Below are 26,595 nucleotides of genomic sequence, written 5' to 3' on the forward strand. Positions count from 1 at the left end.
ATATCAAAAAAATGAAACTCTGGCAAAAAGATACCAACAGCAAAAAAGAAGTTGAAGCATTCACCATCGGGCGCGATCCTGAATTTGACATTATTTTGGCACCCTTCGATGTTTTGGGATCGGTTGCCCACGCGGTCATGTTGGAAGAAATCGGCCTGTTGACTTCAGATGAATTGGCCACACTTAAAAAAGGGCTGAAGGAAATTTACCTCGAAATCGAAAAAGGCCAATTCCGAATCGAAGAGGGTGTGGAAGACGTCCATTCACAAGTGGAATTTTTGCTTACTCAGCGCTTCGGAGATGTGGGCAAAAAACTGCACAGTGGCCGATCCAGAAACGATCAGGTTTTGGTGGATCTCAAACTGTATTATAGGGCTGCACTGCGGGAACTGGTAGAAGCGACGGCAGAACTTTTCAGCTTGCTTCAAGACCTTTCGGAAAAACACAATAAGGACTTGATGCCAGGTTACACGCATACACAATTGGCCATGCCCTCCTCCTTCGGGCTTTGGTTTGGCTCATTTGCGGAAAGCTTGACGGAAGACATGGATCTATTGCTAGCCGCTTACCAGTTGTCAAACAAAAATCCTTTGGGATCTGCGGCGGGATACGGCTCTTCCTTTCCTCTGAATCGAAGTTTGACTACCCAATTATTGGGATTTGCTGACCTTCATCACAATGTCATCAATGCCCAGAACAGCCGTGGAAAAACAGAGAAATACATTTCATTTGCCTTGTCTGGTTTGTCTGGTACGCTGAATAAATTGGCAGCAGATATTTGCCTTTTCATGAACCAACATTTTGGATTCATCACTTTTCCCGATGAACTTACCACGGGAAGCAGCATCATGCCGCACAAGAAAAACCCCGATGTATTTGAGCTTATCCGGGCCAAGACCAATCAGATTCAGGCACTTCCACAAACCATTGCCTTGCTGCTGACAAATATGACCACAGGTTACCATCGTGATTTACAGTTGCTGAAAGAATCGATCTTCCCTGGGATGGAATCCACTTTGGATTGCATCAAGATGACCATTTTCATGTTGAAGGAAATCAAGGTGAAAGAAAACATCCTGAAGGATCCATTCTACAAGCACGTATTTAGTGTTGAGGAAGTCAATCATTTGGTCCTGCAGGGAGTTCCTTTTCGGGATGCCTATAAAAAGGTGGGATATGCAATTGAGGCAGATGATTTTAAGCCCGATCAGGAAAAATTAAAACATAGCCATGAGGGAAGCATTGGTAATCTTTGCACAAAAGAAATCAAGACCAAAATGGATCGAAAGCTTGCTGCTTTTGAGTTTGAGAAAATGAATAAGGCCTTAGAGCAATTGATCCTGAATTGACATCAATTGATTTGTTCACAGCATCAGTGAACAAATTAAATTGAAAGCTTATCATCCAAGAGAGGTGCCTTGGTCCTCGGATTTTGGGTATTGAAAAGAGGCCTGAATTTTCAGGCCTCTTTTTGATTAGAATGCAATTTGAAGGATTGCGATGATGGGGATAAACAAGGCACCTTTGAGACAGATGCTTTCTTCTGTCACCGCCCAGATTGTTGTTTCCACCATTGTGGGATTACCCAATTCGTTTACAAAGATAATCTTCACTTTGGTGTGGTCTACATTGCCCAAAACCCGAGCATGATTGAGGTCGGTCAATCGGAGCTTTTGTTGTGCTGCTCCCTGTATAACATCCACCTTGGAAAAATGAAAATCAGAAAGCTGCTCTTTGTTGATGATTTTGACGGTTTCCATATTTTTTGATTTAAACTGCGCTAACCAATTCTTTTATTTTCAAGTTGGACTGAAGAAGGGATTGCCAGTTTCTGATCAATGGCAATTCTCCGTTCATATCCGAGAATTTTTCAGCATCATAAAACTCCAATGTGACCTGCCTCCTTTGGGGATTTCTTGTGTGAAAAGTCAAATCCAGGTTATCAGTGACCTTTCTTTTTTCCTTTTCACCACCAATTTCATGGGTTTTTTCATGAATTTCGATCGATTGAATTTGATCAAGGTCAATTTCTATTACCACGGGAACTTCCTCAAAATGTACATACACCAGCTTTTTAAGCTGGGTATCCAAACCCAACATATAGCGATTCCTCCAGATTTCTTTGTGGGAGAAATGAAGTCCTTTTTCTTTGGCCAGATCGGCAAGAAATTGATTTTCAGTTTCCTCTATTTTTTTGTTTTTTCTGTGATTCAAGTACAGAGGGGTCATAAATGCCACGGATAAAACCACGGCAAAGCCAATTGTGATATAATCTATTTCGAACATTTTGTTTCAGATTGATAAGCAGGCCGCTAATGGAATGAATGGTGACATTCGCATTTTTCAACCCGCGGATTTATATATTGATTTGGTAATGAGGTATATAGCCTCCTTGCATTCTAAAAAATATACGTATTACCAAAAATAGGCAAAGGGAAAAATAAGGGTAGAAATGGTTAAATTGACTGACACCAGTCTGGACAAAGCAAGTATTTTTGATACTTCTCCGTCGTGTTTCCATTGGATTGTAAAGGAACTGAAATAATAAAACAGGGTGTTTTTTACATCAATTCTTATGGTATTGAAATCATTTTTGTCTGCATCCAACAAATAAGCCAATCCATCTGCAAGATCTAAACTCGAATTTTGAAAAGTTGATTTAATCTCCGAATCTGCCTGCTTGTCAATTTTACTCGATTCAAAAAAAGGCAAACCCGTACTGATAAAAGCCATGATGGCTATCAGTAGTATAGAGATTGCTTTTTTAGGACTTTTATTCACAATACAAATCTAGATAGAATACCAGTTCGATTTACAAATTTAACCATCAATATTTTTCCCTTTTCAATGATTTTTTCTGAAATCTATAAAGCCAAAATAAACTTCCATTTGGATCTCAACGTGACCAAATGGATTCGGGTTTTTGGGGAGGCAGTTTAGAGATTTTCATATCTGTCCGGAAACAGATAATTTAATTTATCTGCTCATAGACAGATAATACAATATATCTGGTTATAGCCGGATATTTTTGCATATCTGCTAAAAAACAGATATTTTTGATCAAACATGTTTATTTATGGTCAGCATCATTACAGGTGATATCATCAATTCCAGAAAAATCGAGCCAACCCTTTGGATGGTTCCTCTTAAGGAGATTTTAAATGGACAAGGCAACGAACCCAAAGCCTGGGAGATTTTCAGGGGAGATCATTTCCAATTGGAAGTAAAGCCACCCGAGGAAAGTCTTTTGATTGCCATCAAGATCAAAGCAAATATCAGATCCATCAAAGGAGTCGATGTCCGGATGGCCATTGGAATAGGCGAGAAAACGCATGACGCCCCAAAAATCAGTGAATCCAATGGTAGTGCCTTCATCCACTCTGGAGAATCCTTTGAAAAACTCAAGGACCAAACCCTGTCGCTCAAAACACCATGGTCAGAGATCGATGAGGAAATGAATCTTGCCATCAGCTTGGCATTGATGACCATGGATGGTTGGACCCCTGCAGGTGCCGAAATCGTAAAAATGAGGTTGGAGCATCCAAAAGCCAATCAAAATGAGTTGGCTGAAATCTTGAATATTAGCCAAGGGAGAGTAAGCGAGCGGCTAAAAAGAGCGGGTTGGGAGCAAATTCAAAAATTGGAGACACGTTTCAGACAATTAATCAACAATCAAATAAAGCTTAAATGATACTGTTTTTTAAATTTTTACTGGCGCATTTACTTGGGGATTTTGTATTTCAACCTTATTCTTGGGTTAAAGACAAAGAGAAAAAAGGCTACAAATCCCGAAAGCTATATTTTCATTTGGGGGTTCACGCTTTATTACTTGCCACGGTCTTGTTTTTCGACATTTCTTTTTGGTTGGGATTTTTATTGATCTTGATCAGTCATTATGGAATTGACTTGATCAAAATCTATTGGACCAACAAGAAAAATGAACGTTTGCTGTTTTTTTTGGACCAAATGCTCCATTTGGTTTCATTGGCTTTGATCAGCCAAATGTATGAACCCATGAAGATCGACTGGCAATTTCTAGGTTCGGCAGAACTGGGCTATTTTTTATTGGCATTGGTGATGGTGACCTTTGTCGGAGCCATTTTGATCAAGGTAATCATCTCTCCCTGGAGTCCGAAAACCGAAGAGAAGGATGGGGATTCCTTGGCAAAGGCGGGAAGATACATCGGGATGTTGGAACGTTTGTTCATCTTTGGATTTGTTCTGGTCGACTTTTTGGGTGGAATAGGATTTTTGCTTGCTGCAAAATCAATTTTCAGATTTGGGGACCTGAGGTTGGCAAGGGATAGAAAATTGACAGAATATATATTGATAGGAACTTTGCTGAGCTTTGGGCTCGCGATTCTGATTGGTTTCCTGTTTAAAAAATTGGTACTGGGGCAAGTTTGAAATTGGAGAGATTCTAATATCCCAGTTTGATTTCAAGGGCAAGTGACTCATCAACTTTAATGAGTCCACCCATTTTTTTTGGAGCTTCCAATTCAAGTTGGTCAAAGCTCAAAATTAAATCAGCCTTGAGTTCTCTGTTTTTGTTTTGGAGCGCGAGTGCTTTGAATTCCAATTTTTTTCCTGCTAAGTCAACCGACAAGTCGCAGGTATAATGCATTCCTCTGGATTTTAAGTTACTGACCCTTATTCTTGCATAGGGATAATGCTCTGCTTTGATGGTTTTTCTGAAATCTTTATTCAATATAAAATTGCCACAGGAAAACTCTTTCACCAAAATATCAAAAATCAAATCTCCATTTTTTTGGACACCATTAATGACAAGCGTGTCCCCTATACTTTTGTCGCAATAATCACAAGTGAAGCCACCCAGTGAAGTATTTCCTGTCACAGAGATTGTTTTCTCGTTGACGATCAAATCCTTTTCTTTGGGACCCAAATGGATCATAAGAACGATAAAAGCAAGTAGGACACGCATGTTTTTATGATTTAGAAACCGATTACACCTTCAATCATCAAGCCATTGAATTTACCACCATTTCTGATGTCAGATGCGGCAAAGTCGTTGTAATTTTGACTTACATATTCAATTTTAGCAAGGATGTTTTTGGTTACAAACCATCCCCCACCAATCTGAACCCTATCAATACTTACATCTACTGTATTGGCACCAGCAAGCGGACCTTTTACAGTGTTGTATCTAGCAGCCAGGTAGAATTTTTCCTGTAACCCAAATCTGTAAACTCCATCCAATCCTATTTGATTCCAAGTTCTATCGTCCGTTTCATTTGCGGCTTTACCCTTGGATCTTTCCAGATTACCAAAGAACTCAAATCCATGTATTTTAACGAATGGATTGAGGACCATGGCTGTAATATTATCTGTTTGTCCAGGATTGATTCTTCCTGAAGTGAAAGCGGAAGCAGCTGCAATATTTTCCATAACTGTGTAATATCTTGAACCTGCTCTGTCACCACCATAAAGCGTATTTCTTGAGGAGCCTTCGGTAGTATACACAGACCCGGTTAATCTAACACGGACATCTTCGTTCAGATTTCTATCAAATCCCAATTTACCAATAAAACTTGGTTTTCTTTTAGATGGATTCGTGATACCACCTTGGATTTCACCGCCTGTGACAGAACCCATTGCCAAGAAGCCATTGCTTTGGAAATAAAGCTCACCACCTACTTCGGTTGTAAAAGCATCCATGATGTAATTTCCTATGAAAGGATTGTACATGGCATTTCCATTGTCGGATCTTCTATAGTGTGCGTCACCGTAGTTGATCTCCATGTGTCCGACTCTTAAAGTCACTTTTTCAAATATTTTATCCATAATTGGACTATTTAGGAAAGCGACTCTATCCACTTGAATATATCCACCTTTTACCCAAGACTCGGAGTGGTGTCTGGAAGAAAGATAAGTAACAAGGTTCAATCGAATACCATCCGCCAAAGCGACGTCAATGTTCAGGTTGGCTGTGGCAAGGTTAGTCCCAGCTCCGATTTCAATCAATTGATTCGCATTAGCACCATTTACCAATCTTTCGGTTGCGGTATTGCTGTGGCTGAGGTTTTGCCACTGTTGAGTGAAATGCCCTCCAATTCTGACTTTCATCCCTTCGAACCCGACGGAATCTATTTTCCCGGTTTCGAAAACATTCAAGCCTCTTTGATCATAGGATCTCCAATATTGCATATCGCGTTGGAGACCTTGGGCCATTAGGGACATAGATATGCCTCCCAAGGCAACCATAGTTAAGATGTACTTTTTCATAATGTTAATTTATTTTGTAGGTTGGAATGTTACATTGAAATGGATACTTACTTCATTTCCGGTTTTGACTGTACCAAACAGGGCTGTTGGAGGATCAATATTGAAATCAGTAAGTTTAAAGGGATGTGAGCCTTTGAAATTGATTTTATCTCCGGTTTTGGAAAAGGTAACAGGTAAACTCACTGTTTTTGTCACGCCAGATATCGTGAAATCACCAACAGCTTCGTATCCGTTGCCTTTTTGGACAAAGCTTTTTAACGCAAATTTGACTTGCTTGTGATCCTTGGTTTTCAAAGCAGCATAGGCATTTTTATCCATCGCGCTCTTTCCGCTTTTTATACTTTCTGCGGGCATCTCAATGGTCGCCATTTTAACATCTGATAGTTTTCCGCCTTCAAGAACAAACTCGGCTTTTCCCGAAGCGGTATTCGAGACCATATCCCAATCATGAAGACTCGACGTCCCTGATATTTTCAGTTCTGCTCCAGGAGCCATGGTATAATTTACTTGAGCGAAAGCTGGGAGACTAAGCGCTATCAATCCGATCAGGATTATTTGTAACCTGCAAAATTTTAGAATATTCATAACAATCTGTGATTTGATTATGAATCAAAGGTAGATCGCTAATAATGGGGAAAACATGAGGAAAATCATACAATCGCATGATAGTATTCACTCTTGGGATTGTTGAAAAAAAACCAATCCCCATAAAAAAATGAATCTCTGCATGTTACGTGCAGAGATTCTGATGATCAAATAAATGGCTCTTTTTTCAAGAAAAGATTCTTTCAAGGATTCTATGCGTAATCAGGTAAGTGGGTCTAACGCCATCCATCCCCAGAGCACCTGATGCAAGTGTACCCCCTGTTTCCAAAGGATTGTCTGATGCATAATAAGCATAAAACACCTTGACATTTTTACGGATACTGTGGCGAATTTTACTTGCTGCCTGAATGGCTTTTTGGTAATGGGCACCTTCCATTTCCAATCCTATGGCTTTCCAAGAAGAATCCATGAAGTAGGCCAAAACATCCTTGTTTTGAAGTGAGGTTCCCAAGACCGTGATCATTGGACCTTCATACACTCCCAATCCAAATCCTTCAAAGTCTTCTTTTTTAAATTCATTCTTGAAGGGATAATTGTCCGCAGTTCCTTCAAAAACATGGCTTGTTGGAATCATCAAATCACCTTTGGTTCCTTTGAGGATTCCTGCTTTGCCCATAATAGAAGCAGTGACAATATCCAAAGGGGTGGAAATGGATCCTTTTTCATAAGGCTTGAGCAGCTCATCAAAACATTCATAGGCCTGCTCTCCAAAGGCATAATCCATCACCAATATGACTGGCTTCTTTTTATCTTCTTTAGGAAGCACTATGCCCGGCAAAATCGAATCCTTTGACATCTTGGCAGTGTCAAAAATCTGCACCCCGATGTTCGTTCCCGAAAGATCAGGCAGATCTATAAACCCATTTTTTGAAGCATAGTTATGGATGTCCTTCGCCTTGTTGCTTTTTGAACCCACACTGATATCCAAAGCGATTTGTTCTATTTCCTCAAATGAATTCAAACCAAAAGCTTGGAATCCATAAATGGTATTGAGTACACTATGGAGATTCGCAGAGATCACATGGATCGGCCTTTCCAAAAGCCCTTCTTCATCCAAAACTGCCTTTATCCTATTGGCCCAAAGTTCACCGTAAACGTGATGTCCTACCCTTTCTCTTAAAGTGGCAGAAAATGATATTTCCCTGTCTTTTTCCTCATAAAACTCATCCATTGCCAATTTTCCAAGGTGATAGACGATGGAGAAAAGGCTATTTGAATTGGATGACGCTTTGAATTTATCGACCGACTGTTGTGTCTCATCAAATGTCCTTCCGGTAATGTGGCTGAGATAAGAACAGGCTGCTTGTTGGTCAAACTCCTCACCCAAGGATTCCTTTTTAACTATTTTTGCCAGCATTTCCCAATTCAAGTTGATTTTCCCTTTGTGGTCAGTGCTGTTTAACCTTATTTTCTCAGCTTCCATGTAGAGGAAAGTAAGGTGGGTAAGAATATCATAGATATCAGATTTGCCACGGGTCATTTCCACAAACATTTGGTCTTGGTCCACACGGTAACAATTTCTTTTTCTTCTGTTGGGTACCAAAGTCGGGAAATTGGCACTTTCATACCCTTCCCTACTGATCAATTGGACATATCTGCATTCTTCTATCCCTCTTGGAAGTCTCTCCATTACATAAAGCAAACCCTCCAGTTCAATTTTTTCAGTGTCTGTCACCAAGCCATATATTTCCGGACTCAATACCAAGAGTGAACTCACCAAGGACTCACCAGAAACTCCCATGGGTTTATATGAACCTCTCATAAAGAGGTGACGCATGGTAATATAAAGCCTCTCAATGGCCGCGCGTGATTCCTGTGCTCTTGTTCTTTTCATTTTTATACTATTTTTCTAATGGATAAATTCAACAAATTTACTATTTTTTTCTTAATTTCAATCTAATTTTTTAGTACAATTGGTTTTTTATTTCTTTTTCCATTATAAATTTTTCTGATTCCAAAGGTGGCTTACCCTCTCGACAAAAAACACCCATTTAAAATCAATTCCAAAAGCAGGCTCTTAATTTGATTTTTTTTTAATCTCAATCGGTGAAAAAAAACCATGGTGCTATCCACGTGCATAAAGCGTCTTCAAAATATGCAAATGGTGCTCGGCATGTCCTGGGATAATATTGAACAAAGCGCGAACGCTTACATCGAATCCATTGGCGTTTCCAATGTTGAGCATTGCGTCATTCGGAATGGTTTTCATCAACGCAACCAGAGCATGCCTCGATTTCTCGAAATCATCCAAGAGCTCTACCAAAGGAACGGCATTGAATTTTGCCCGAACCACATATTCATCTTGATCAAAACCTGGCATCAAAGCTTTTTCACCCCTTGCAAAACACAATGCCCTAAAGGTCATGACCCTATCAGTATCTGTGATGTGTCCCAAAACCTCCTTTTGAGACCATTTACCGGATGCGTAAGCAAGCTTGGAATTCTCCTCTCCGACTTTTTCGAAATGTTCTTTTATTGCATTGATTTGTCCAAGCAAAATTTTCGGAAGGTCTTGGCCAATGACCAAAGAAATATATCCGGCATAAAAAGGTGCATATTCACCTTCTTTGGGTCTCATAAGATCGTTCATGTAATTATTATTTGGAAGTAAACTATAGATGGGTAAATTTAATTGTTTAACATTCATCCTATTGCAAAATGAAAAAAATATTAATACTGATCACTTATTTCACCATCCATTTGACCATTGGCCAAACACAAATCATCCATAGGAACGCTGAAATCCAACAGATGGTCTCGGAAATTTCCGCCGAAAGCCTAGAGGGATATGTCAGAGACCTGGCTGCTTTTCGGACAAGGCATACCTTGAGCAAAAATGATCCTAAGGAAGGAATTCTTGCTTCCCAAAAATATGTGTTGGATCATTTTAAATCCTTTGAGGCGGCTTCAGGTGGAAGGTTGACTTCTGAATTAGACATCTTTACCATTCCTGCTGATGGAAGAAGGATTCCTTCGGACAGCCAATTGGGAAATGTAATGGCCACATTAAAAGGTACAGATCCGAACGATGATCGGATTTTTATTATTTCTGCTCATATCGACAGTCGAGCATTGGACATCATGAATACTGAAATAGATGCTCCGGGCGCCAATGATGACGGCTCAGGAGTCGCTGCCATCATAGAATTGACGAAAATCATGTCCAAAAAAGCATTCCAGGCTACAATTGTATTTGTAGTAGTCAGTGGAGAAGAACAAGGACTTAAGGGTGCCGAATACCTCGCCAAAAAAGCAAAAAGTGAGAATTGGAACTTGGTTGCCATGCTCAACAATGACATGATCGGCAACAGCAATTCCTCCCAAACCAATATCAATGACAATACCCGTGTCAGGATTTTTTCTGAAGGTGTGCCAGCTGTGGAAACAGAGCAAATGACCGCCATTCGCCGATATACCAATGCCGAAAACGACAGCAAATCCAGGCAATTGGCCCGTTTTATCAAAGAAACCGGTGAGCGCTATGTAGACCAATTGGAAGTGAAATTGGTGTATAGAAATGACCGATTCCTCCGTGGTGGCGACCATACACCCTTCGCCAAAGAAGGGTTTACTGCCATCCGGGTATGCGAGATGAACGAAAATTATTACCACCAACATGAAAATGTGCGTGTGGAAGACGGTATCCAATACGGGGATCTCCCGGAATTTGTGGATTTTGAATACATGCGAAAAATCACGGGAATCAACCTGGCTTCCTTGGCTGTATTGGCCACTGCACCATCGGAGCCACAAAGCGTGGGAATAGATGTCCGTAAGCTAAGCAATACCTCGACACTCAGATGGGATGCTCCCAAAACCGGTAAGGCAAAGGGCTATTATGTCCTGATGCGTGAAACGGATTCTTCCATGTGGGAAAAGAAGTTTTATACGGAGGAGAATACGTTGACCATCCCCTATTCAAAGGATAATTTTTTCTTTGGCGTTCAGGCCGTTGGTCAAAATGGGCATGAAAGCATGGCTGTCTTTCCCCAGCCGATTACCCGATAATCACGCGATTTTCTAAACGATACATCCAACTTCTGATATAAATTAAAATAAAGGGCAATACGTACAAAATTTGTGCGTATTGCCCTTTATTGTTTTTAAAACTACCTTGTTAAACCCGAATTCCAAGACATTGAGAAAGCAAAGTAAAGCAGCTAACTTGAGGTAAGGTAGATGGAATATTCATCAGGCTTCCTGAAGTAGTTGAAACCATGCGAAAATCATATTACTTTGAGAACAAGGCATATTACAGATAGGGTTAAGTCAAAAATCACATGCAAAGACTGATTATTTTTTGATTTCAGACTGAAATAGAATTCGCAATGTAACATTAGGGACAGTATTCACAGGATCCGTAAGAATCGAGATTCAGTGTTTTGGATGATCGTGAAATATTAATGGCTATAAGAAGTCCGAATATTGATTTTTGGAAAATCAATCAAATCCAATTTACAAATCAGATTTTTCTCCAAAATGAATCGCTATAACGGTTATTTAACTTCCTTCAACTTTTTACCGAAAATTCCCTGAATGACCATGGCAAAAAACATCACCAACAAACATCCAATGGCATTGTACCAGAGAAATCCGATGTTGATGTCTATTTCAAATACAGTCTCCCCATTTTTCCAATGAATCAATAGAATAACGGCCTCTGCCATTAAAGCAGCCAGAAAGACCGCATTTCCCCTGATCCATTTCATGTAAAATCCCACCAGGAAAATCCCCAATATGGTGCCGTAAAAAAGAGATCCCAAAAGATTTACAGCTTGGATCAAATTTTCAAATAGGGTCGCATAAGTGGCAAAGAGAATGGCAAAGACTCCCCAAATGGCCGTAAACCACTTCGAAGAGTACATATAGTGGACTTTACTCGCTTTGGTATTCACTGACCTCTTGTAGAGATCTATCGTTGTCGTGGATCCCAAAGCGTTCAATTCCGAAGCGGTAGAAGACATTGCCGCACTGAAAATTACCGCAAACAACAAGCCTATGATTCCTTGGGGGAGATAGTCCATCACAAATCTCATGAATACATAATCTGTGTCACGGGTTTCTGCATTCGCATTGTTTTTCACAATCAACCCTTTCACTTCTTCACGAATGGATTCTTGTTTGGCATCCTGTTCCTGGATTTTTCCTTTGGCCACAGCAATGCCGTTTTCGTCATCTTTTTCTACTGCGGCCAAAAGTGCGGTGATCTCCACAGATTTTTGTGCAAAGGCAGTAGAAAATTTTTCCTGAAGCAAACCATATTCTTCCTTATAGGCACTGTTTTCCAATTGCTCGGTCTGCACTTTATTGAAGACCACGGGAGGTTGGAAAAACTGATAGAATACAAATACCATTACGCCAATAAAAAGAATGACAAATTGCATCGGTACTTTCAAAAGCCCATTCATAATCAAACCCTTCCTGCTTTGTGCCAATGATTTGCCATTAAGGTAGCGCTGTACTTGTGATTGATCCGTTCCAAAATAAGAAAGAAACAAAAAGACCGCAGCGGTCATTCCTGACCAAAAATTATAACGATCTGCAAAGTCAAATTCAAAGTTGACAATATTCAATTTCTCCATTTTACCGGCAACATGGAGGGCTTCCGTAAACTTTACCGGCAACATATAAATCACCAAGATTCCAGCCAGAATCATCCCCCCCATCATTACGCCCATCTGTTGTTTTTGGGTAATTGACACTGCTTTTGTGCCTCCGGACACGGTGTAAATGATGACCAAAATCCCAATGAAAATACAGGTCCAATTAAGATTCCAACCCAAGAGTGTCGAAAGAATAATTGCCGGGGCGTAAATGGTAATCCCGGCTGCCAATCCCCTTTGGACCAAAAAAAGCAGTGCTGCCAAGGTCCGCGTTTTCATGTCAAAGCGATTTTCCAAATACTCATATGCCGTAAAAACCTTGAGTTTGTAGAAAATTGGAATGAAAGTGACGGAAAGAATAATCATGGCCACGGGTAAACCAAAATAAAACTGGATAAACCGCATTCCATCTTCATAGGCTTGGCCAGGCGTACTCAAAAAGGTAATGGCCGAAGCTTGCGTGGCCATTATGGACAAGCCAATCGTCCACCAATTCATATCGCTGTCTCCCCTTAGATAGCTGTCCATGTCCTTTGGCCCATAGGTTTTATAAACCCCATAGGCCACTATCAAAAACAAGGTACCAAACAGGACAACCCAATCCAGAATACTCATGAGAAATGATTAGAGAGCCAGTAGAACAAGAGAATCAGGATACCCAATACGGCTATCAGTGCAAAATACCATCTATTCCAGTTGATTTTATCTTCCACTTCCCTGTTCGATTAGGTTTACAAATATCTTTACTGCTCCAGGCACCCCTGCCGGCAATTGTCTAAACCAAGAAATTCCCGAATACGTATAGGTTCCTTTTCCATATTGGGTAAAAAGCAAACTTCCTTGGGATGGATCTTCGCCCGGATCCTGTAGGGTAAGTGGTGAACTGTAATTCTTATCCCAATCTGTCAAAAAATAGAGCCCTCTTTCCTGTACCCAACCTTTAAAATCAGAAATTTTGATTTGGTTTGGAGAACTGAATATTGGATGGGTAAAATCTGCTTTTACGGGAGAATCTTCCACGGCGACTCGATCTCGAGAGATGGAAAATGGATAGGGTCCCAAGTCTTTGGTCAACAATGGCGAGTTTGTATTGTATTGAACAATCAAATTCCCACCCTGTTTCACATATTCCATCAAAAGTGAATGATTGTCCGCAAGGGCTTGATTGACATTAAATGCCCTGATCCCAACGATTATCGTTGCAAATTCAGATAACTTACTCTGATTGAAATCACCATTTTCTATTAAGGAAACCTGGTAACCAAGATTTTTCAAAACCCCCGGCACATCATCCCCAGCGCCATTGATATAACCAATTTTCTGACCGGAAATTTTTAAATCCATTTTAACCAAGCCTACTGTAGATGTAGTGAAATAGGTCAAGTTTGGAATGTGCTTATACAGAATGCGTTTCATGTTTTGATTAAAGGTCCTGCCATCTTCCGTGATGTAAGAAATCAAAACAGTTTTCTTTTCCATGTCAGATTTTTCAAAAACCAGATCATAGACTATCCTTTTCCTTAAATCATCTTTTTGCTCCCCAATAATTTTATAATCCCCTGCATTCAAACCTTTTAAACTTAGGTTTCCGGCTAAAATTTGGTTTCTGAATGAAACTTCTACTTTAAGGCTATGGTCAGCTCCCGGCACCAAAAAAACATCATTTTTATCCAAGCTCACATTTACCTCTGGTACAAGGGTGAATGGTTGTTTAATTTCTCCGTCTACTTGGTCATTGTATTTGTACATCAATGGCAGTTCAAGCAATATTTTTTGGCCTGAAATGGAGAGAGACAAATTCCCTTTTATACTGTAACCATTGATGGCAGGGCCGATTTTATGCTGGTCTCTAATATCAAAAAGGCTATTGTCCAATGGGTTTTCAAGCCAAAAGGGTTGCGAAACAGGATAATCTTTCGGAATGCTGATTTCCACGTTTTTGGTGATGGTTTGATTACTTTTTGCCTCTTGATTCAATTCCATATTCATCAAGGGACTTTCAAAAGCCAAAACCTGAATTGGAATTCTACTCGGATTATTGAAAACCAAATCACCGGTAATTTTTTCTCCTGGATAGGCGATTTCCTTCCGGACTGTAAATTCGGATTGGACACCCAAATTTCCTAAAATGATTTTGTCGATAAGCTCCTTTTTTTCTTGGAACCAAACCGCATCGGATTTTTCCTCTGCCATCATTTTTTTGATTTCAATCAGCCTTGGTAGGTTGTTTTCCGTGTTGGTAAAATCAAAATTGTCCATGGCTTTTTGAATCTCCGATTCGATTTGCTTTCCATTCCCTATTTGCTCCCATCTGTTTGGGATATTCTCAAAAGGATTTTTTTCAAATGCTTCTCCCTTGATCAATTCCACAAAATCATTTCCGGAGCCAATCTGGGCAGTAGAGCCAAACCCTTGGGACTTGTGCATGGTTCTGCTATCCGCTGCAATCTTGGAGTAAGTTGCGCCCAAAAGCGGGTTATATTCCCCTACCGAAAATTGGTGATAGACTTTCCCTTCTTCTGGCTCATATTGGCCACCCCAATTGTAGGCATTCCAAAAAATCCGCTTTGCCTGCCAAATCCCAGTATTTTTAAGTTGCTCGGGAAAAGCTTTTTTATCAGCTGCTTTTGAAAAAGCCTCCGTTGAAAGTATCGCAGAAGTGGTATGTTGACCGTGAGTGGTTCCTGGAATGGAATTGAATCGGTTGATGATGATATCAGGTTGGAAGCTTCGAATGATCCAAACCACATCGGAAAGGAGTTTTTCCTTGTCCCAATTATTGAGAGTTTCATCTGGGTCCTTGCTGTACCCAAAATCCAAAGCCCTTGAGAAAAATTGTCTTCCCCCATCTGTTTCTCTAGCCTTAAGCAATTCATGTGTCCTGATAAGGCCAAGTTCTATCCCCAATTCTTTCCCAATGAGATTTTGACCTCCATCCCCTCTTGTTAAGGATAAATAGGCGACTTCTGCGTGTTCTCCATTTGCCAGATAGGAAATCAATCTTGTGTTTTCATCATCTGGATGAGCCGCTACAAAGAGAATCCTCTTGGTTTCCTTTAACTTAAGAAGCTCGTGGTATAGCTTTGAAGAAGGCTGGTTTTGGGCAAAGTTGGGATGAACGATTAAAATGAAAAGGCAAATCAATATCCAATTGGATCTTGTCATATTTTTTTGGGCTTTAATCCGAAAATTTAGCTGAACCTTTCATTAAATAAAAACAGTTTTTTATCAAAGGCCCCAGCAGTATGTTAAAATTACTTAATTCCTGATTTTTGAAGTTAAAAAACCAAAAGTAGTTTACCGAAAGTCCTTTGGAAGCCTTTGGGTTTTTCCAAATCAGATAAATCTTAAGAAATAAACTGAAATAGGAAGAAGCGGACGGGAGTCCCTAGTTCCACTTCTAAACCTACACCGATCAAAATTTTGAAAAATCCATTTGAATTTTTCTGAAAAAAATGTTTAAAAATCGTTTTGATCCAAAGCCCAACCGATTTGTTGAAACTTTCTTGCTTTCAAATCCACCCAATTGTTTTTCAACAAGACATAAAAAGGAAAAAGGCAACCAGATGGCTGCCTTTTTCCTTTTTATTTAGAAAATGAATTTAGTGCTAAGGAAATTCGATTGTTGACCGTTGATGATTTCATTGAGCAGATACTTGTTTTGGTCAGTGAGTTTGGCTGCTACCAATGACCGAATGCTAAAGGAACGAAGTGCATCCGATACGGACAAAGTCCCCTCTGCGCTGTCTTTTCTTCCCGTGAAAGGGAAAACATCCGGGCCTCTTTGACACTGTGAGTTGACATTCACCCTGCTGACCTCATTGACCAAGGGATCTATCAATCTCGCCAATTCTTCAGGATCGTTACTGAAAAGACTTACTTGTTGTCCATGTGGGGAATCGATCAAATACTGGATAGGTTCTTCGATGTCTTTGAAGGACAAGACTGGCACAACGGGTCCAAATTGCTCTTCCCTATAAAGCTTCATATTTGCATCTACCGGAAACACAATTGCTGGAAAGAAAAAGGATTCATTGATTTGACCCGCATTTTCATTGATGATTTTGGCGCCGTGAAGGACCGCATCTTCCAAACACTCCCTAAGATAATCAGGCTTATCCGGCTCGGGAAGTGGGGTGATATTGACACCAGTTTCCCATGGCATTCCCAATTTCAATTTGCCTACTGCCTCAGAAAGTTTTTCCAAAAACTGCTCCGACAAACTTTCATGGACAAACACAATTTTGATTGCAGTGCATCTTTGACCGTTGAATGACAAAGCTCCGGCGATAGTCTCTTTTACGGCAAGGTCCAAATCGGCATTTGCCGTAATGATGGCTGCATTTTTTGCATCCAATCCCAGAATCGCCCTTAGACGGTTGATCTTTGGATGGAGTTTTTTGAGTTTATCGGCAACCTTGCTTGATCCGATCAGCGTCAACACATTGATTCTACCGGATTGCATCAGTGGCGGAATGATATCCGCGCCCCTGCCGTATATGGTATTGACAACACCTTTAGGAAAGCAGGTTGAAAATGCCTCCAACAAAGGGTAATGCAACAAAGAACCGTGTTTCGGCGGTTTGAAAAGTATGGTATTCCCCATGATCAATGCAGGAATCAAGGTGGTGAAGGTCTCATTCAAGGGGTAATTGAAAGGCCCCATACAAAGCACCACGCCGAGTGGCGATCGTCTGATTTGGGCTGCAATACCATCTACGATTTGGAATCCAGAGGATTGACGATCAAGATCCTTCAAGGCATCAACCGTGGCACTGATATATTCGACTGTTCTGTCAAATTCCTTAACGGATTCGGTGTACGCTTTTCCGATTTCCCACATAATGAGCTTGGTCACCAGATCTTTTTTGGCTAACATTTCGTGTACAAATTTCTCCACACACTTGATTCTGTCAGCGACACTCATGGTTGGCCATTCGCCTCTTCCATTGTCATAGGCAATTTCTGCTGCATTGAGTGCATCAAAGGCTTCCTTTTCGGTGCATACCGGATAGGATCCTATATACACTCTTTTTGGTCCATCCTCAGTCTCAATGCAAACCGGAGAATAGACATCATGTGATTTTCCATTCCAAGGAAGCATTTGCCCGTCACAGAGAAATTCTTTCTGATGGATTTCCTTTTTTAACTTAAAGTTTTCTGGAATTTCTGCCTCCCGAGGAAATTTCATGGAAGCTAATGTTTCTACTTTCATTTAAATTGGCGTTAATAGGTTTTCAAAGTATTTTATTTTACTTATTAAACGCCAAAATTATGATTAATTCTTACAAAAGCCATTTATTAAATGGATTCATGTTCCAAAATAAAGAAATAAAAAATGGGATTTCCTTAAAAGCAAAAAGCTACCCTTTTGGGGTAGCTTTTTTATCAAATCGACAAAACTTCAATTTTTATCTTTCTCTTTCCATCCAGTTTTCACCAAGAAGAGCGGTTAGTTTTTGGTTGTAATTTTCAGCGTCAGCTGTATTTTTCAATCTTGAATGAATCTGAAAAAGAATTTCCATTATGTCTGTGTTTTCAGGTTTCAATTCAGATGCCTTGGTGAAGTAAGGGATTGCTTCTTTGTACAAACCATCTGCTTCTTTTGCCATGGATTCAGATTTTTTCTCCCACTCATCATCAGAGAGGTTGTTTACATCGGCAAGGATTGCTCTTGCTCTATCCAAATATATGGCTCCTGTGTAATAATTTCCTTCATAAAATTCAGGATCAGCTTCCACAGATTTTCTATATTGAACCAAAGCTCCATCTATATCACCTGATTGCTCTTTCAAATAACCATATCTTAAAAGAATACCAGCATTATTCGGATCACTTTTCAGCGCTTCTTCAATCGAAGCCATTGCTTCATCCATCTTGTTCAATTGTAGCAACAATTGAATTTCGAATTCCGCCAAGGTTTTATCATCAGCATAATCTTTTCTTGCCTTATTGACAATTTCGTAAGCTGCTTCAGGATCCTGATCAACACCACTTGCAATTTGAATCAAGAAATAATAAGTGTTTAGCTTGTCATAACCATCAATTTCCAATAACCTATTGAAATACATTTTCGCTTCCTCTGTCTTACCCAAGTCATTGGCCAAGAAACCAGCATTAAAGTTTAATGTGGTATCTTTTGGATCGATGTCTGAGGCTAGAGCAAAGAATTGATAAGCCATCTCAAAATCATCTTCTTCATAGGTTGTGATCGCCTTGTTAAAAGCTGAACCTTTTAAAGCCATTAAGGAATATGGTTTTAGATTTTCAGGCATACCTGGAAGATCTTCTTTATAAATTTCCTTCCCAATTTTGCTGTTCGCATCATTGCCAACCATTTCCAAGGTTTTGGTAAATGTGCCAAAAGCTTGGCGTCCTTTTTCAACTGTTGAAGCAGCAAAGTCTTCATCCAAGTCAAACATTTTGGTTTGAATTTGTGCCTTCAGCAAATAAGTCGCAGGATCCTCCATTGTTTCAGGATCCGAAGTAGCGCCTTCAACCTCAGTAAGCGCTATCTCAAGGTCTCCTTTTTTGAAGTTTTTCTCCGCAGATTTTACAACTTTTTTTTGTGCAAAAGCCATGGTCGTAAAACCGACTAAAGCTAATGATAAGATCAACTTTTTCATTTGTTTTCGTTTGTTTTCTTAAGGGTTTGGTTCTTCAGTATTTGTATTTTCTGAGTCTTCATCTGGAATTGAATTGTCTGTTCCAAGATCTAGATCGTCAGTTGCCTCAATTTCAAGAACGATTGATTCTTCATTTTTGATTTTCTCAACAGAGGATATTTCATCGTTCTCTCCAAGTTTGATCAATCTCACTCCTTGTGTTGCACGTCCCATAATCCTCAATTCCGAAACTGGAGTCCTTATGGTAATGCCGGATTTGTTGATGATCATCAGATCGTCTGAATCCATCACTTGTTTGATTGCAACAAGACTTCCTGTTTTTTCAGTAACGTTCATGGCTTTGACACCTTTTCCTCCCCGGTTGGTAATTCTATATTCTCCGAGCGGCGATCTTTTGCCATAACCTTTTTCAGAAACGACCAAAAGGCTTGTTTCATGGCTATCAGCACATACCATGCCAATTACATAATCATTAACATCACTTAATTTTATTGCTTTTACGCCTGTCGCGGTACGACCCATTGGTCTTACTTTGGATTCATGAAAATGGATGGCACGACCAGATTTGGCGGCAATCAATATGTGTGAATCGCCGTTGGTCATCTCTACTTGGATCAGTTGATCATCCTCTCTGATATTGAGTGCAATAATGCCATTTGATCTAGGTCTTGAGTATTGCTCAAGCGTGGTTTTTTTGATAATCCCTTGTTTGGTGACCATCACCAAGAAATTATTATTGATATAATCCGCATCATTTAGATTCCCGACCTGTATGATAGAACGGATTTTATCGTTCGATTCAATTTGTATCAGGTTTTGGATTGGTCTTCCCCTAGATGCCTTGGCTCCTTCAGGAATAGCATAGGTTTTTAACCAGAATAATTTCCCAAGATCCGTGAAGATCAACAGATAATTGTGGGTAGATGCAGTAAAAAGATACTCAGTCCAATCATCAAGTTTGGTTGTAGCTCCTTTTGAACCAACGCCTCCCCTGCCCTGGGTTTTGTATTCTGTCAAGGCAGTTCTCTTCACATAACCTTCATGCGAAACGGTGATGACGACTTCCTCATTTGGAATCATGTCTTCATAATTAAAATCTTCTGCATTGTGCTCGATTTCCGTTCTACGGGCATCTGCATAACGCGTCCTGATTTCAGTCAATTCATCCTTGATGATCTGCATTCTTTTTTCTTCACTGGCGAGAATGGCGTTATACTCCTCGATCATGGACATGATCTCGTTGTATTCGTCCTGGATTTTATCCCTCTCCATTCCAGTCAATCGCTGCAACCTCATGTCGAGGATCGCACGAGCCTGAATTTCGCTCAATTTAAAACGCTCCATCAAGCCATTCCTGGCAGTTTCTGGATCTTTTGAACTTCTGATCAAGGAAATCACTTCATCCAAATGATCCAACGCGATAAGATATCCTTCAAGGATATGCGCCCTTTTTTGGGCTTCCCTGAGTTCGTATTCGGTTCTTCTGATGACTACCTCATGTCTGTGATTGACATAATGGAAGATCATGTCCTTCAGGTTGAGTGTGTATGGTCTTCCCTTTACCAGAGCGACGTTGTTGACACTGAAGGAGGTTTGAAGTTGTGTTTGCCTGTAAAGATTATTCAGGATTACACTTGGCATTGCATCTTTTTTCAATTCGTAAACGATGCGCATTCCCGTCCTATCGGATTCATCCCGAATCGCGGATATTCCGTCAATTTTCTTTTCAGTGATAAGTTGGGCGGTCTTCTCGATCATATTGGCCTTATTGACCAAATAAGGAATTTCGGTGATGATAATCATCTCCCTGCCATTCTCTTTCACTTCGATATTGGACTTTCCTCTTATGATCACACGGCCTCGGCCGGTTTCGAAAGCAGCCTTGACCCCATTGTAACCATAGATGGTACCGCCTGTTGGGAAATCAGGAGCAATTATAAATTGCATCAGTTCTTCTACAGTGATATCTCTGTTGTCAATGAAGGCATGAATCCCGTCCACGATCTCTCCTAGATTATGGGGAGCCATGTTTGTCGCCATTCCCACAGCAATACCAGAGGCACCGTTAAGCAACAAGGCTGGGATTTTTGCAGGTAAGACTATGGGCTCCTTGAGGGAGTCATCAAAGTTCAACTGAAAATCAACAGTTTCTTTGTTGATATCAATCAACAATTCCTCTGCTATTCTTTTAAGTCTTGCTTCGGTATAACGCATCGCAGCTGGATTATCTCCATCCACAGATCCAAAGTTACCTTGTCCGTCAACCAATGGGTATCTCAGGGACCAGGGTTGGGCCATTCTAACCATCGTCTCATAGACGGCAGAATCACCATGGGGATGGTACTTACCCAAGACTTCACCGACGATTCTGGCAGATTTCTTGTGGGATTTGTTGTGCAGTACCCCCAGTTCTTGCATTCCAAAAAGGATTCTTCTGTGAACTGGTTTTAGTCCATCTCGGACATCTGGAAGTGCTCTGGAAACAATAACCGACATCGAATAATCGATGTAGGCGCCACGCATTTCGTCCTCAATGTTAATCGGTATGATATTCTCGTTTTCTCCTTGAGCCATAATTGTAATTTCTCAATCAAGCTTGCAAGATAGTAAAAAGATAACGGTTTTAAAATTTAATAAACTTGACAAAACACGATATTTGGGCTTGGTTTAGTACCATTGGCCGACTTTCCTGTTTTGGAAATTGAAGATGGAACTCCCTCTATGTTCAACACCATTGTGTAAGTGCTTCATTACCACGCCGCAGCCTTGGATTCTACATCTTTTGGTCCCGGGAAGCCTAAGTGCAAATCCGATTTGAGCTCCAAACAGCGTTTGTTTAATGTTTTGAAAATCTGTGATTTCAGAAGATTGATAGATAAAACTCCTGACTTCCGCCCCTGTTTTGATAAAAAGCTTGGTGTATTCCGACAAATCCCTTTCCATTCTTAGAGCGATTCCATAATAAGGATCTTGACTTACCAATAAATTGGAGTCGTAGGATTTCCTTATTTTCATTGTTCCATACTCTCCTTCCAAAATAAACCTCCAAGGATATTGTTGCCTGATTCTTTGATTTTTTTCGGATTGCATATAGATATTTTGCGATCCATATTTTCGGTATTTCCAAGAAAGAAACTTTGCCCTTTTCTTCGCATCATACAACACAATCCCTACCGTTCCATAGAATTTGTCAAAGGTATATTTACCGCTTTCAAAACTGAGTTCTTGGTCTTCACCTCTCATGCTGGACATGTTCCCAAATTCTCTTCCATATCCGCCCCCAATAGTAAGTAGGCTAAATAAATTGATCCGAACACCCAAATTGACTGGATAAGCATAGTTGTTCCCCTTCAAACTCAAAGTATCTTCTAGACTGAGTTCCCGAGGGTTTTCAAAATTTTGAAATTGTGCAATGGGATATCGAGAAGGCATTTGGGAAGAAAAGTCTGTTTCATTCAAATGGTAATTTCCCCCGGCAGAAAACTCAAAACTGAAGTTGCTCACTGCATTTCGAAAAGCATTTCCCACAGCACTTTCACTTTTTTGGGATTTGGATTTGGTGGAGAGACCGAAAATATCTTCCTGTGCAATTGCAGCATGAAAAGTAAAGAAGACAAGCAGTAAGATTGGAATAAGTTTTTTCATATTGTCATTAACGAATTCAAATTTAAAAAATATACAGCATTAAAAATAAAAAGACCTCCAACTAGGAGGCCTTTTTATCATTAAGAAACAAAAACAATTTTTTATTCTGTCACATCACCATCGCCAGACTTCCTTTTTTCTTTCAAGTCAGCAATAAGTGTATCGATTTTCTCTTTTACTGAAGGATCCGCATCCATGGCTTTTTTCACTTTATTGTACGTGGCAGCACCAAGTAGTTCAGCATCCATAATGATTTCGGTTTTATACTTCACTACCTCTTTTCCCAAGGAATCAACAAAGTCCTGGATTTTCTGAAAGGCTGCAGTTTCTTCTTCTGTAATATTGATAGCTGCTAACTTTTCTGCGTCACCCCAGGCCCCTTTGATTTCGTTGTATCTTGCGGCACCACCAAGGGCTTCATCCGTTTTGATCATTTCCACCAAATTGTCCTGTTTTTCCTGAAGAAAAGCCGCTGTGGACTCTTCCATCACTGCGTATTTCATCAACTCTTCTTCCGTTATCTCCTCTTTTGCAGCATCTCCTACCTCTTGGGCACTCAATTGAATACCAAATAACCCTAACATCAAGAAAGTTGAAAACAATATTTTCTTTACCATTGTAATAATATTTTAAATGAACATTCAATAACAATTAATTCCCAATAAAAAGGTTTAAAGCCGATTTCCCAAGAAACACCCCTAAAAATTGGTCTTAAAAATTGTTAAATGGCAAATGCTCCTTATCAAAGGAAAAACCAAAAAGGCCTAATTTTTTAAGGATTTAAGCCTTTTGATGGTTTCAATTGGGTCATTGGAAGAAAAAACAAAATTTCCCGCAACCAATACGTCCGCTCCCGCTGCGATTAACAATGGGGCATTGTTTTCATTCACACCCCCATCAATTTCTATCATGGTAGAAGTTCCTTTTCGTTCGATAAGCGCTTTAAGTTGCCGCACCTTGGAATAGGTGTTCTCGATAAACTTCTGACCCCCAAAACCGGGATTCACCGACATTAGGCATACCAAATCAATGTCTTGAATGACATCCTCAAGTAAGGAAACCGATGTATGTGGGTTTAGGGCTACCCCTGTTTTGCATCCTAAATTTCTGATGGCCTGAAGTGTTCTGTGAAGATGATCACAAGCTTCATAATGTACAGAAATAATTTCAGCCCCTGCTTTATGGAAGGCTTCCAGGTACTGGTCGGGATTCACAATCATCAGATGGACATCCAATGGCTTCTTTGCGTGCCGATTTACCGCTTCAGTCACTGGGATTCCGAAGGAAATATTCGGTACAAAAACACCATCCATAATGTCCACATGGATATAATCTGCCTCTGAGGCATTGAGCATCTCTATTTCTGATTGGAGATTTGCGAAATCGGAAGCTAAAATGGAAGGCGCTATTTTTACGGACATGGGATTAAATTTTTTGGTTTTTTTTGCAAAGGAATAAAAAAACAACAAAATCCTTTACCTTTTGATCAACTTTGTGTTTTTTAAATCTCTTCCCGATTGCATTTCCACAACATAAATGCCTGAAATCAATCCTGGTAAATTGACCTGAAAGGCTTCCCGGTTACTCAACCTCTGAACTTGACGCTTATATATGTTTCTTCCACTCAGATCATACAAAGCAAACTCTCCGACCAATTGATCACCAAATAGAATCGACAGATCATGTCCTTCTAAAGGATTTGGGTAAACTTTCCATTCCAATTCCTTTTCCACGTTGACGATCTCTAAGATTTCCCCATAGTACGATTTGGTGAAATTGGGAATTCCATAACCAACAAAATTATCGGGTTGATCAGACATGGTGGCACCCTTGATAAGATTATCGATCAATTCGTCCTTGGACCACTCAGGACGGGCTCCCCATAAACCTGCCGCCAAAGCTGCTATCTGTGGCGCGGAAAAAGAAGTCCCATTGGACCTACTTAAAGATCCATCCGGTCTTAATAAATAAACCCCAACACCATATGTGGAAAGTTCCGGTTTTATCCTTCCGTCTGCGGTTGGACCCTGTGAGCTAAAACCTGCCATTTGAAGATTATCTTGTACCGCTCCTATGGACAAAACCCCTTTGGCGTCTGCCGGAGCAGTAAGAGATGACATCCCTTTTGAGCCATAATTTCCTGCACTCGTAATTACCAGAATTCCTTTGTTGGCAGCGATCGTAGCCCCTTTTGTGATGATGGCGGTTTCACCATCCAGACTGTCTGCGGTGTAGTCCATTGTTTTGTCATCGAAATCTAGGTAACCCAATGAACTATTGATGATATCCACTCCAAGACTGTCAGCGTATTCTGCGGCTTTGACCCAGTTGTATTCTTCTATTCGGTATTCAGTAGAAACTTCTTCCGTAATACAAAGAATATAATTTGCCTCTGGGGCTCCGGCAAGTAACAATTGGGGATCGTCCGAAGCAATCAAAGAAAGTACATTGGTTCCATGCTGGTTTTTGGTGAATACATTGTCATTCCAAGTATGCACAAAATCCTTTGAGCCTATGATTTGATTGTTGGTGAAAAGATGGCTTAATGCAGGGATATTGTCCACCCCTGGGAATCCTGCATCGAAAACGGCCACAGTGATACCTTTTCCCTTGAAGCCCATTTCATGCATGTTTTGAATACCCAAAAGTTCATTTTGAAAATCAAAAGGGGTATTCACTTTTTTTGACCTGAATTTCAAACTCAGCTTTAATCCCGTTCTATCATTTGATCGATTGTCCATTCTCCCGCTTGGATTAAAACCGGGTGCCGCAAGTACAACTTTATCGACAAACGGTAGCGATTGAATATTTCCCACTTCAATTTCATTGGCCACAACGATGGCCGCATTCATCCATTGACTTTTAAAGAGGATTTCCTGGGTGAATGGCTTTATTCCATCAATATATTTTTGGGAAACGGGAAGGTCTAGGCTATCAATGGGAATGTTTTGATTTGTCCTTCTGTCTATCGCGCCAGCTGTGAGGTATTCAAAGGGATTGGAGAGGGTGAAACTCTCCTGTGGTTTGAATTTGAAATGTACTGCATACCGGTTCTGTCCAAAAGCTGTTTGAGACAATAAGATCAACACGAAAAAGAATAAGACAACTTTAATTTTTCCCATATTCAATAATTTTTAAATGTGTAAAACGGCCGGATTCAATAATTTGTTGGCCAAGGCAGTCGTTTCTTGAACAATAAGTGAAAACCTCATCGTATTGTTCTATCATGCCAATTCCTTTTGAAAAGACCTCATAGCGGTTGTCTATATAGGTGATTTTATCGTCTCCCTCTTCTTTCAAAACCCTAACAGAGTTTGAAAAACCCTGACCTTCAAGTTCGTACTTCCCCAATAGATTAATCGTAAACAAGTCTTCTTGCTGAGTACCGTAAATATTGGCATCCCAGCTCAATCCAATTTTTGGAGGAAAAACCAAATTGACTGTTCTCTTGTTTTCCATTGTTCTTACAAGCGCATTGTTTCGAATTTCTAGAGCAAAGTTGCCTTGAAGGTTCCAAAAAATTCCATCACTTGATTTTTCGCGGGTGAGCACAAAGACCTCTTTATTCTCTGCATTCTGATACCTGTAATCAATTCGATCCCGATAAAAAAAATTTTCTGTTTCTGTATCGTCTTGTCCAAAAACACGGGTTTCCAGCACCTTGTATTTCCAATATGAACCTACTACAAGAGGTTGATAATCCAATCCAAAATCAGTTTGGGGTTGTTCATTTTCAGAACAGGCAGTAAAAGCCATGGATACAATTATTATACCTATTAGTAAGGGATTTCGCATAAGCAAAGCTATCAGTCGCTAAAAATACGTTTTTCGACCGAAAACTTTTACCTTAGCGCCTGCAATAATAAGAATAT

22 protein-coding genes are annotated in these 26,595 nt (G+C 40.1%); 4 read left to right on the forward strand and 18 right to left on the reverse strand.

The window, feature by feature from the left end; translation table 11 throughout:
• Positions 1 to 11 precede the first annotated feature (11 nt).
• The gene (argH, locus tag F824_RS0115320; RefSeq protein WP_019598800.1) at positions 12 to 1,349 is read left to right on the forward strand and encodes an argininosuccinate lyase; all 1,338 of its coding nucleotides are present in this window, start codon (positions 12 to 14) and stop codon (positions 1,347 to 1,349) included.
• A 126-nt stretch (positions 1,350 to 1,475) separates the two neighbouring features.
• On the opposite strand, the gene F824_RS0115325 is transcribed toward argH, so the two are convergent.
• From F824_RS0115325 to F824_RS0115335, 3 genes are all read right to left on the reverse strand, one after another.
• Positions 1,476 to 1,760 carry a hypothetical protein gene (locus F824_RS0115325; protein ID WP_019598801.1) on the reverse strand — a complete coding sequence of 95 codons (285 nt, stop codon included), beginning with the start codon at positions 1,758 to 1,760 and terminating at the stop codon, positions 1,476 to 1,478.
• Positions 1,761 to 1,770: 10 nt separating this feature from the next.
• Complete coding sequence (locus tag F824_RS0115330; protein WP_019598802.1) at positions 1,771 to 2,286, reverse strand: hypothetical protein; 516 nt, start codon at positions 2,284 to 2,286, stop codon at positions 1,771 to 1,773.
• Positions 2,287 to 2,415: 129 nt separating this feature from the next.
• Positions 2,416 to 2,781, reverse strand: a complete 366-nt coding sequence (locus tag F824_RS0115335; protein WP_019598803.1) for a hypothetical protein — start codon at positions 2,779 to 2,781, stop codon at positions 2,416 to 2,418.
• A 295-nt stretch (positions 2,782 to 3,076) separates the two neighbouring features.
• On the opposite strand from F824_RS0115335, the gene F824_RS0115345 reads away from it, so the two are divergent.
• The gene (locus F824_RS0115345) at positions 3,077 to 3,691 is read left to right on the forward strand and encodes a sigma factor-like helix-turn-helix DNA-binding protein (protein ID WP_019598805.1); all 615 of its coding nucleotides are present in this window, start codon (positions 3,077 to 3,079) and stop codon (positions 3,689 to 3,691) included.
• Positions 3,688 to 4,407, forward strand: a complete 720-nt coding sequence (locus tag F824_RS0115350) for a DUF3307 domain-containing protein (protein ID WP_019598806.1) — start codon at positions 3,688 to 3,690, stop codon at positions 4,405 to 4,407. The genes F824_RS0115345 and F824_RS0115350 overlap by 4 nt, the downstream gene beginning before the upstream one ends.
• 13 nt (positions 4,408 to 4,420) lie before the next feature.
• On the opposite strand, the gene F824_RS0115355 is transcribed toward F824_RS0115350, so the two are convergent.
• The 5 genes from F824_RS0115355 to F824_RS0115385 form a co-directional block, all read right to left on the reverse strand.
• Positions 4,421 to 4,942 carry a hypothetical protein gene (locus F824_RS0115355; RefSeq protein WP_026333738.1) on the reverse strand — a complete coding sequence of 174 codons (522 nt, stop codon included), beginning with the start codon at positions 4,940 to 4,942 and terminating at the stop codon, positions 4,421 to 4,423.
• A gap of 11 nt (positions 4,943 to 4,953) precedes the next feature.
• Entirely contained in the window at positions 4,954 to 6,243 is a 1,290-nt protein-coding gene (locus F824_RS0115360; RefSeq protein WP_026333739.1) for a hypothetical protein, read from the reverse strand.
• A 9-nt stretch (positions 6,244 to 6,252) separates the two neighbouring features.
• Positions 6,253 to 6,828 (reverse strand): YceI family protein, encoded by a 576-nt coding sequence (locus F824_RS0115365; RefSeq protein ID WP_019598809.1) that lies wholly within the window; start codon positions 6,826 to 6,828, stop codon positions 6,253 to 6,255.
• 187 nt (positions 6,829 to 7,015) lie between these two features.
• A complete protein-coding gene (locus tag F824_RS0115375; protein ID WP_019598811.1) occupies positions 7,016 to 8,683 on the reverse strand; it encodes a DUF6909 family protein in 1,668 nt (555 codons plus the stop codon).
• A gap of 231 nt (positions 8,684 to 8,914) precedes the next feature.
• Positions 8,915 to 9,439 carry a DinB family protein gene (locus F824_RS0115385; protein ID WP_019598812.1) on the reverse strand — a complete coding sequence of 175 codons (525 nt, stop codon included), beginning with the start codon at positions 9,437 to 9,439 and terminating at the stop codon, positions 8,915 to 8,917.
• Positions 9,440 to 9,507: 68 nt separating this feature from the next.
• Between F824_RS0115385 and F824_RS0115390 the strand changes: the two genes are divergently transcribed.
• Positions 9,508 to 10,857: a M28 family metallopeptidase gene (locus F824_RS0115390; protein WP_019598813.1), complete on the forward strand. Its 1,350-nt coding sequence runs from the start codon at positions 9,508 to 9,510 to the stop codon at positions 10,855 to 10,857.
• A gap of 488 nt (positions 10,858 to 11,345) precedes the next feature.
• Here the strand turns inward: F824_RS0115390 and F824_RS0115395 are convergent, their stop codons facing one another.
• The 10 genes from F824_RS0115395 to F824_RS0115445 all read right to left on the reverse strand — a co-directional run bounded on the left by F824_RS0115395 (position 11,346) and on the right by F824_RS0115445 (position 26,479).
• A complete protein-coding gene (locus tag F824_RS0115395) occupies positions 11,346 to 13,067 on the reverse strand; it encodes a sodium:solute symporter (RefSeq protein WP_019598814.1) in 1,722 nt (573 codons plus the stop codon).
• Positions 13,068 to 13,154: 87 nt separating this feature from the next.
• Positions 13,155 to 15,617 carry a PIG-L family deacetylase gene (locus F824_RS0115400; protein ID WP_019598815.1) on the reverse strand — a complete coding sequence of 821 codons (2,463 nt, stop codon included), beginning with the start codon at positions 15,615 to 15,617 and terminating at the stop codon, positions 13,155 to 13,157.
• A gap of 424 nt (positions 15,618 to 16,041) precedes the next feature.
• Positions 16,042 to 17,667, reverse strand: coding sequence for an NADP-dependent glyceraldehyde-3-phosphate dehydrogenase (locus tag F824_RS0115410; RefSeq protein WP_019598817.1), 1,626 nt, complete (start codon positions 17,665 to 17,667; stop codon positions 16,042 to 16,044).
• Positions 17,668 to 17,863: 196 nt separating this feature from the next.
• A complete protein-coding gene (locus F824_RS0115415) occupies positions 17,864 to 19,078 on the reverse strand; it encodes a tetratricopeptide repeat protein (protein WP_026333741.1) in 1,215 nt (404 codons plus the stop codon).
• A gap of 18 nt (positions 19,079 to 19,096) precedes the next feature.
• Positions 19,097 to 21,652, reverse strand: a complete 2,556-nt coding sequence (gene gyrA / locus F824_RS0115420; protein WP_019598819.1) for a DNA gyrase subunit A — start codon at positions 21,650 to 21,652, stop codon at positions 19,097 to 19,099.
• Positions 21,653 to 21,745: 93 nt separating this feature from the next.
• Positions 21,746 to 22,723, reverse strand: coding sequence for a hypothetical protein (locus tag F824_RS0115425; RefSeq protein WP_019598820.1), 978 nt, complete (start codon positions 22,721 to 22,723; stop codon positions 21,746 to 21,748).
• Between the two features lie 101 nt (positions 22,724 to 22,824).
• Positions 22,825 to 23,340, reverse strand: a complete 516-nt coding sequence (locus F824_RS0115430) for a hypothetical protein (RefSeq protein ID WP_019598821.1) — start codon at positions 23,338 to 23,340, stop codon at positions 22,825 to 22,827.
• Positions 23,341 to 23,487: 147 nt separating this feature from the next.
• On the reverse strand, positions 23,488 to 24,144 hold the full coding sequence (rpe, locus tag F824_RS0115435) for a ribulose-phosphate 3-epimerase (protein WP_026333742.1): 657 nt from the start codon (positions 24,142 to 24,144) through the stop codon (positions 23,488 to 23,490).
• A gap of 54 nt (positions 24,145 to 24,198) precedes the next feature.
• Positions 24,199 to 25,845, reverse strand: a complete 1,647-nt coding sequence (locus tag F824_RS0115440) for a S8 family serine peptidase (protein ID WP_019598823.1) — start codon at positions 25,843 to 25,845, stop codon at positions 24,199 to 24,201.
• A complete protein-coding gene (locus F824_RS0115445) occupies positions 25,832 to 26,479 on the reverse strand; it encodes a hypothetical protein (protein WP_019598824.1) in 648 nt (215 codons plus the stop codon). The genes F824_RS0115440 and F824_RS0115445 overlap by 14 nt, the downstream gene beginning before the upstream one ends.
• Positions 26,480 to 26,595: the final 116 nt, after the last annotated feature.

It is taken from the genome of Rhodonellum psychrophilum GCM71 = DSM 17998, assembly GCF_000381545.1.
GTDB lineage: Bacteria > Bacteroidota > Bacteroidia > Cytophagales > Cyclobacteriaceae > Rhodonellum > Rhodonellum psychrophilum.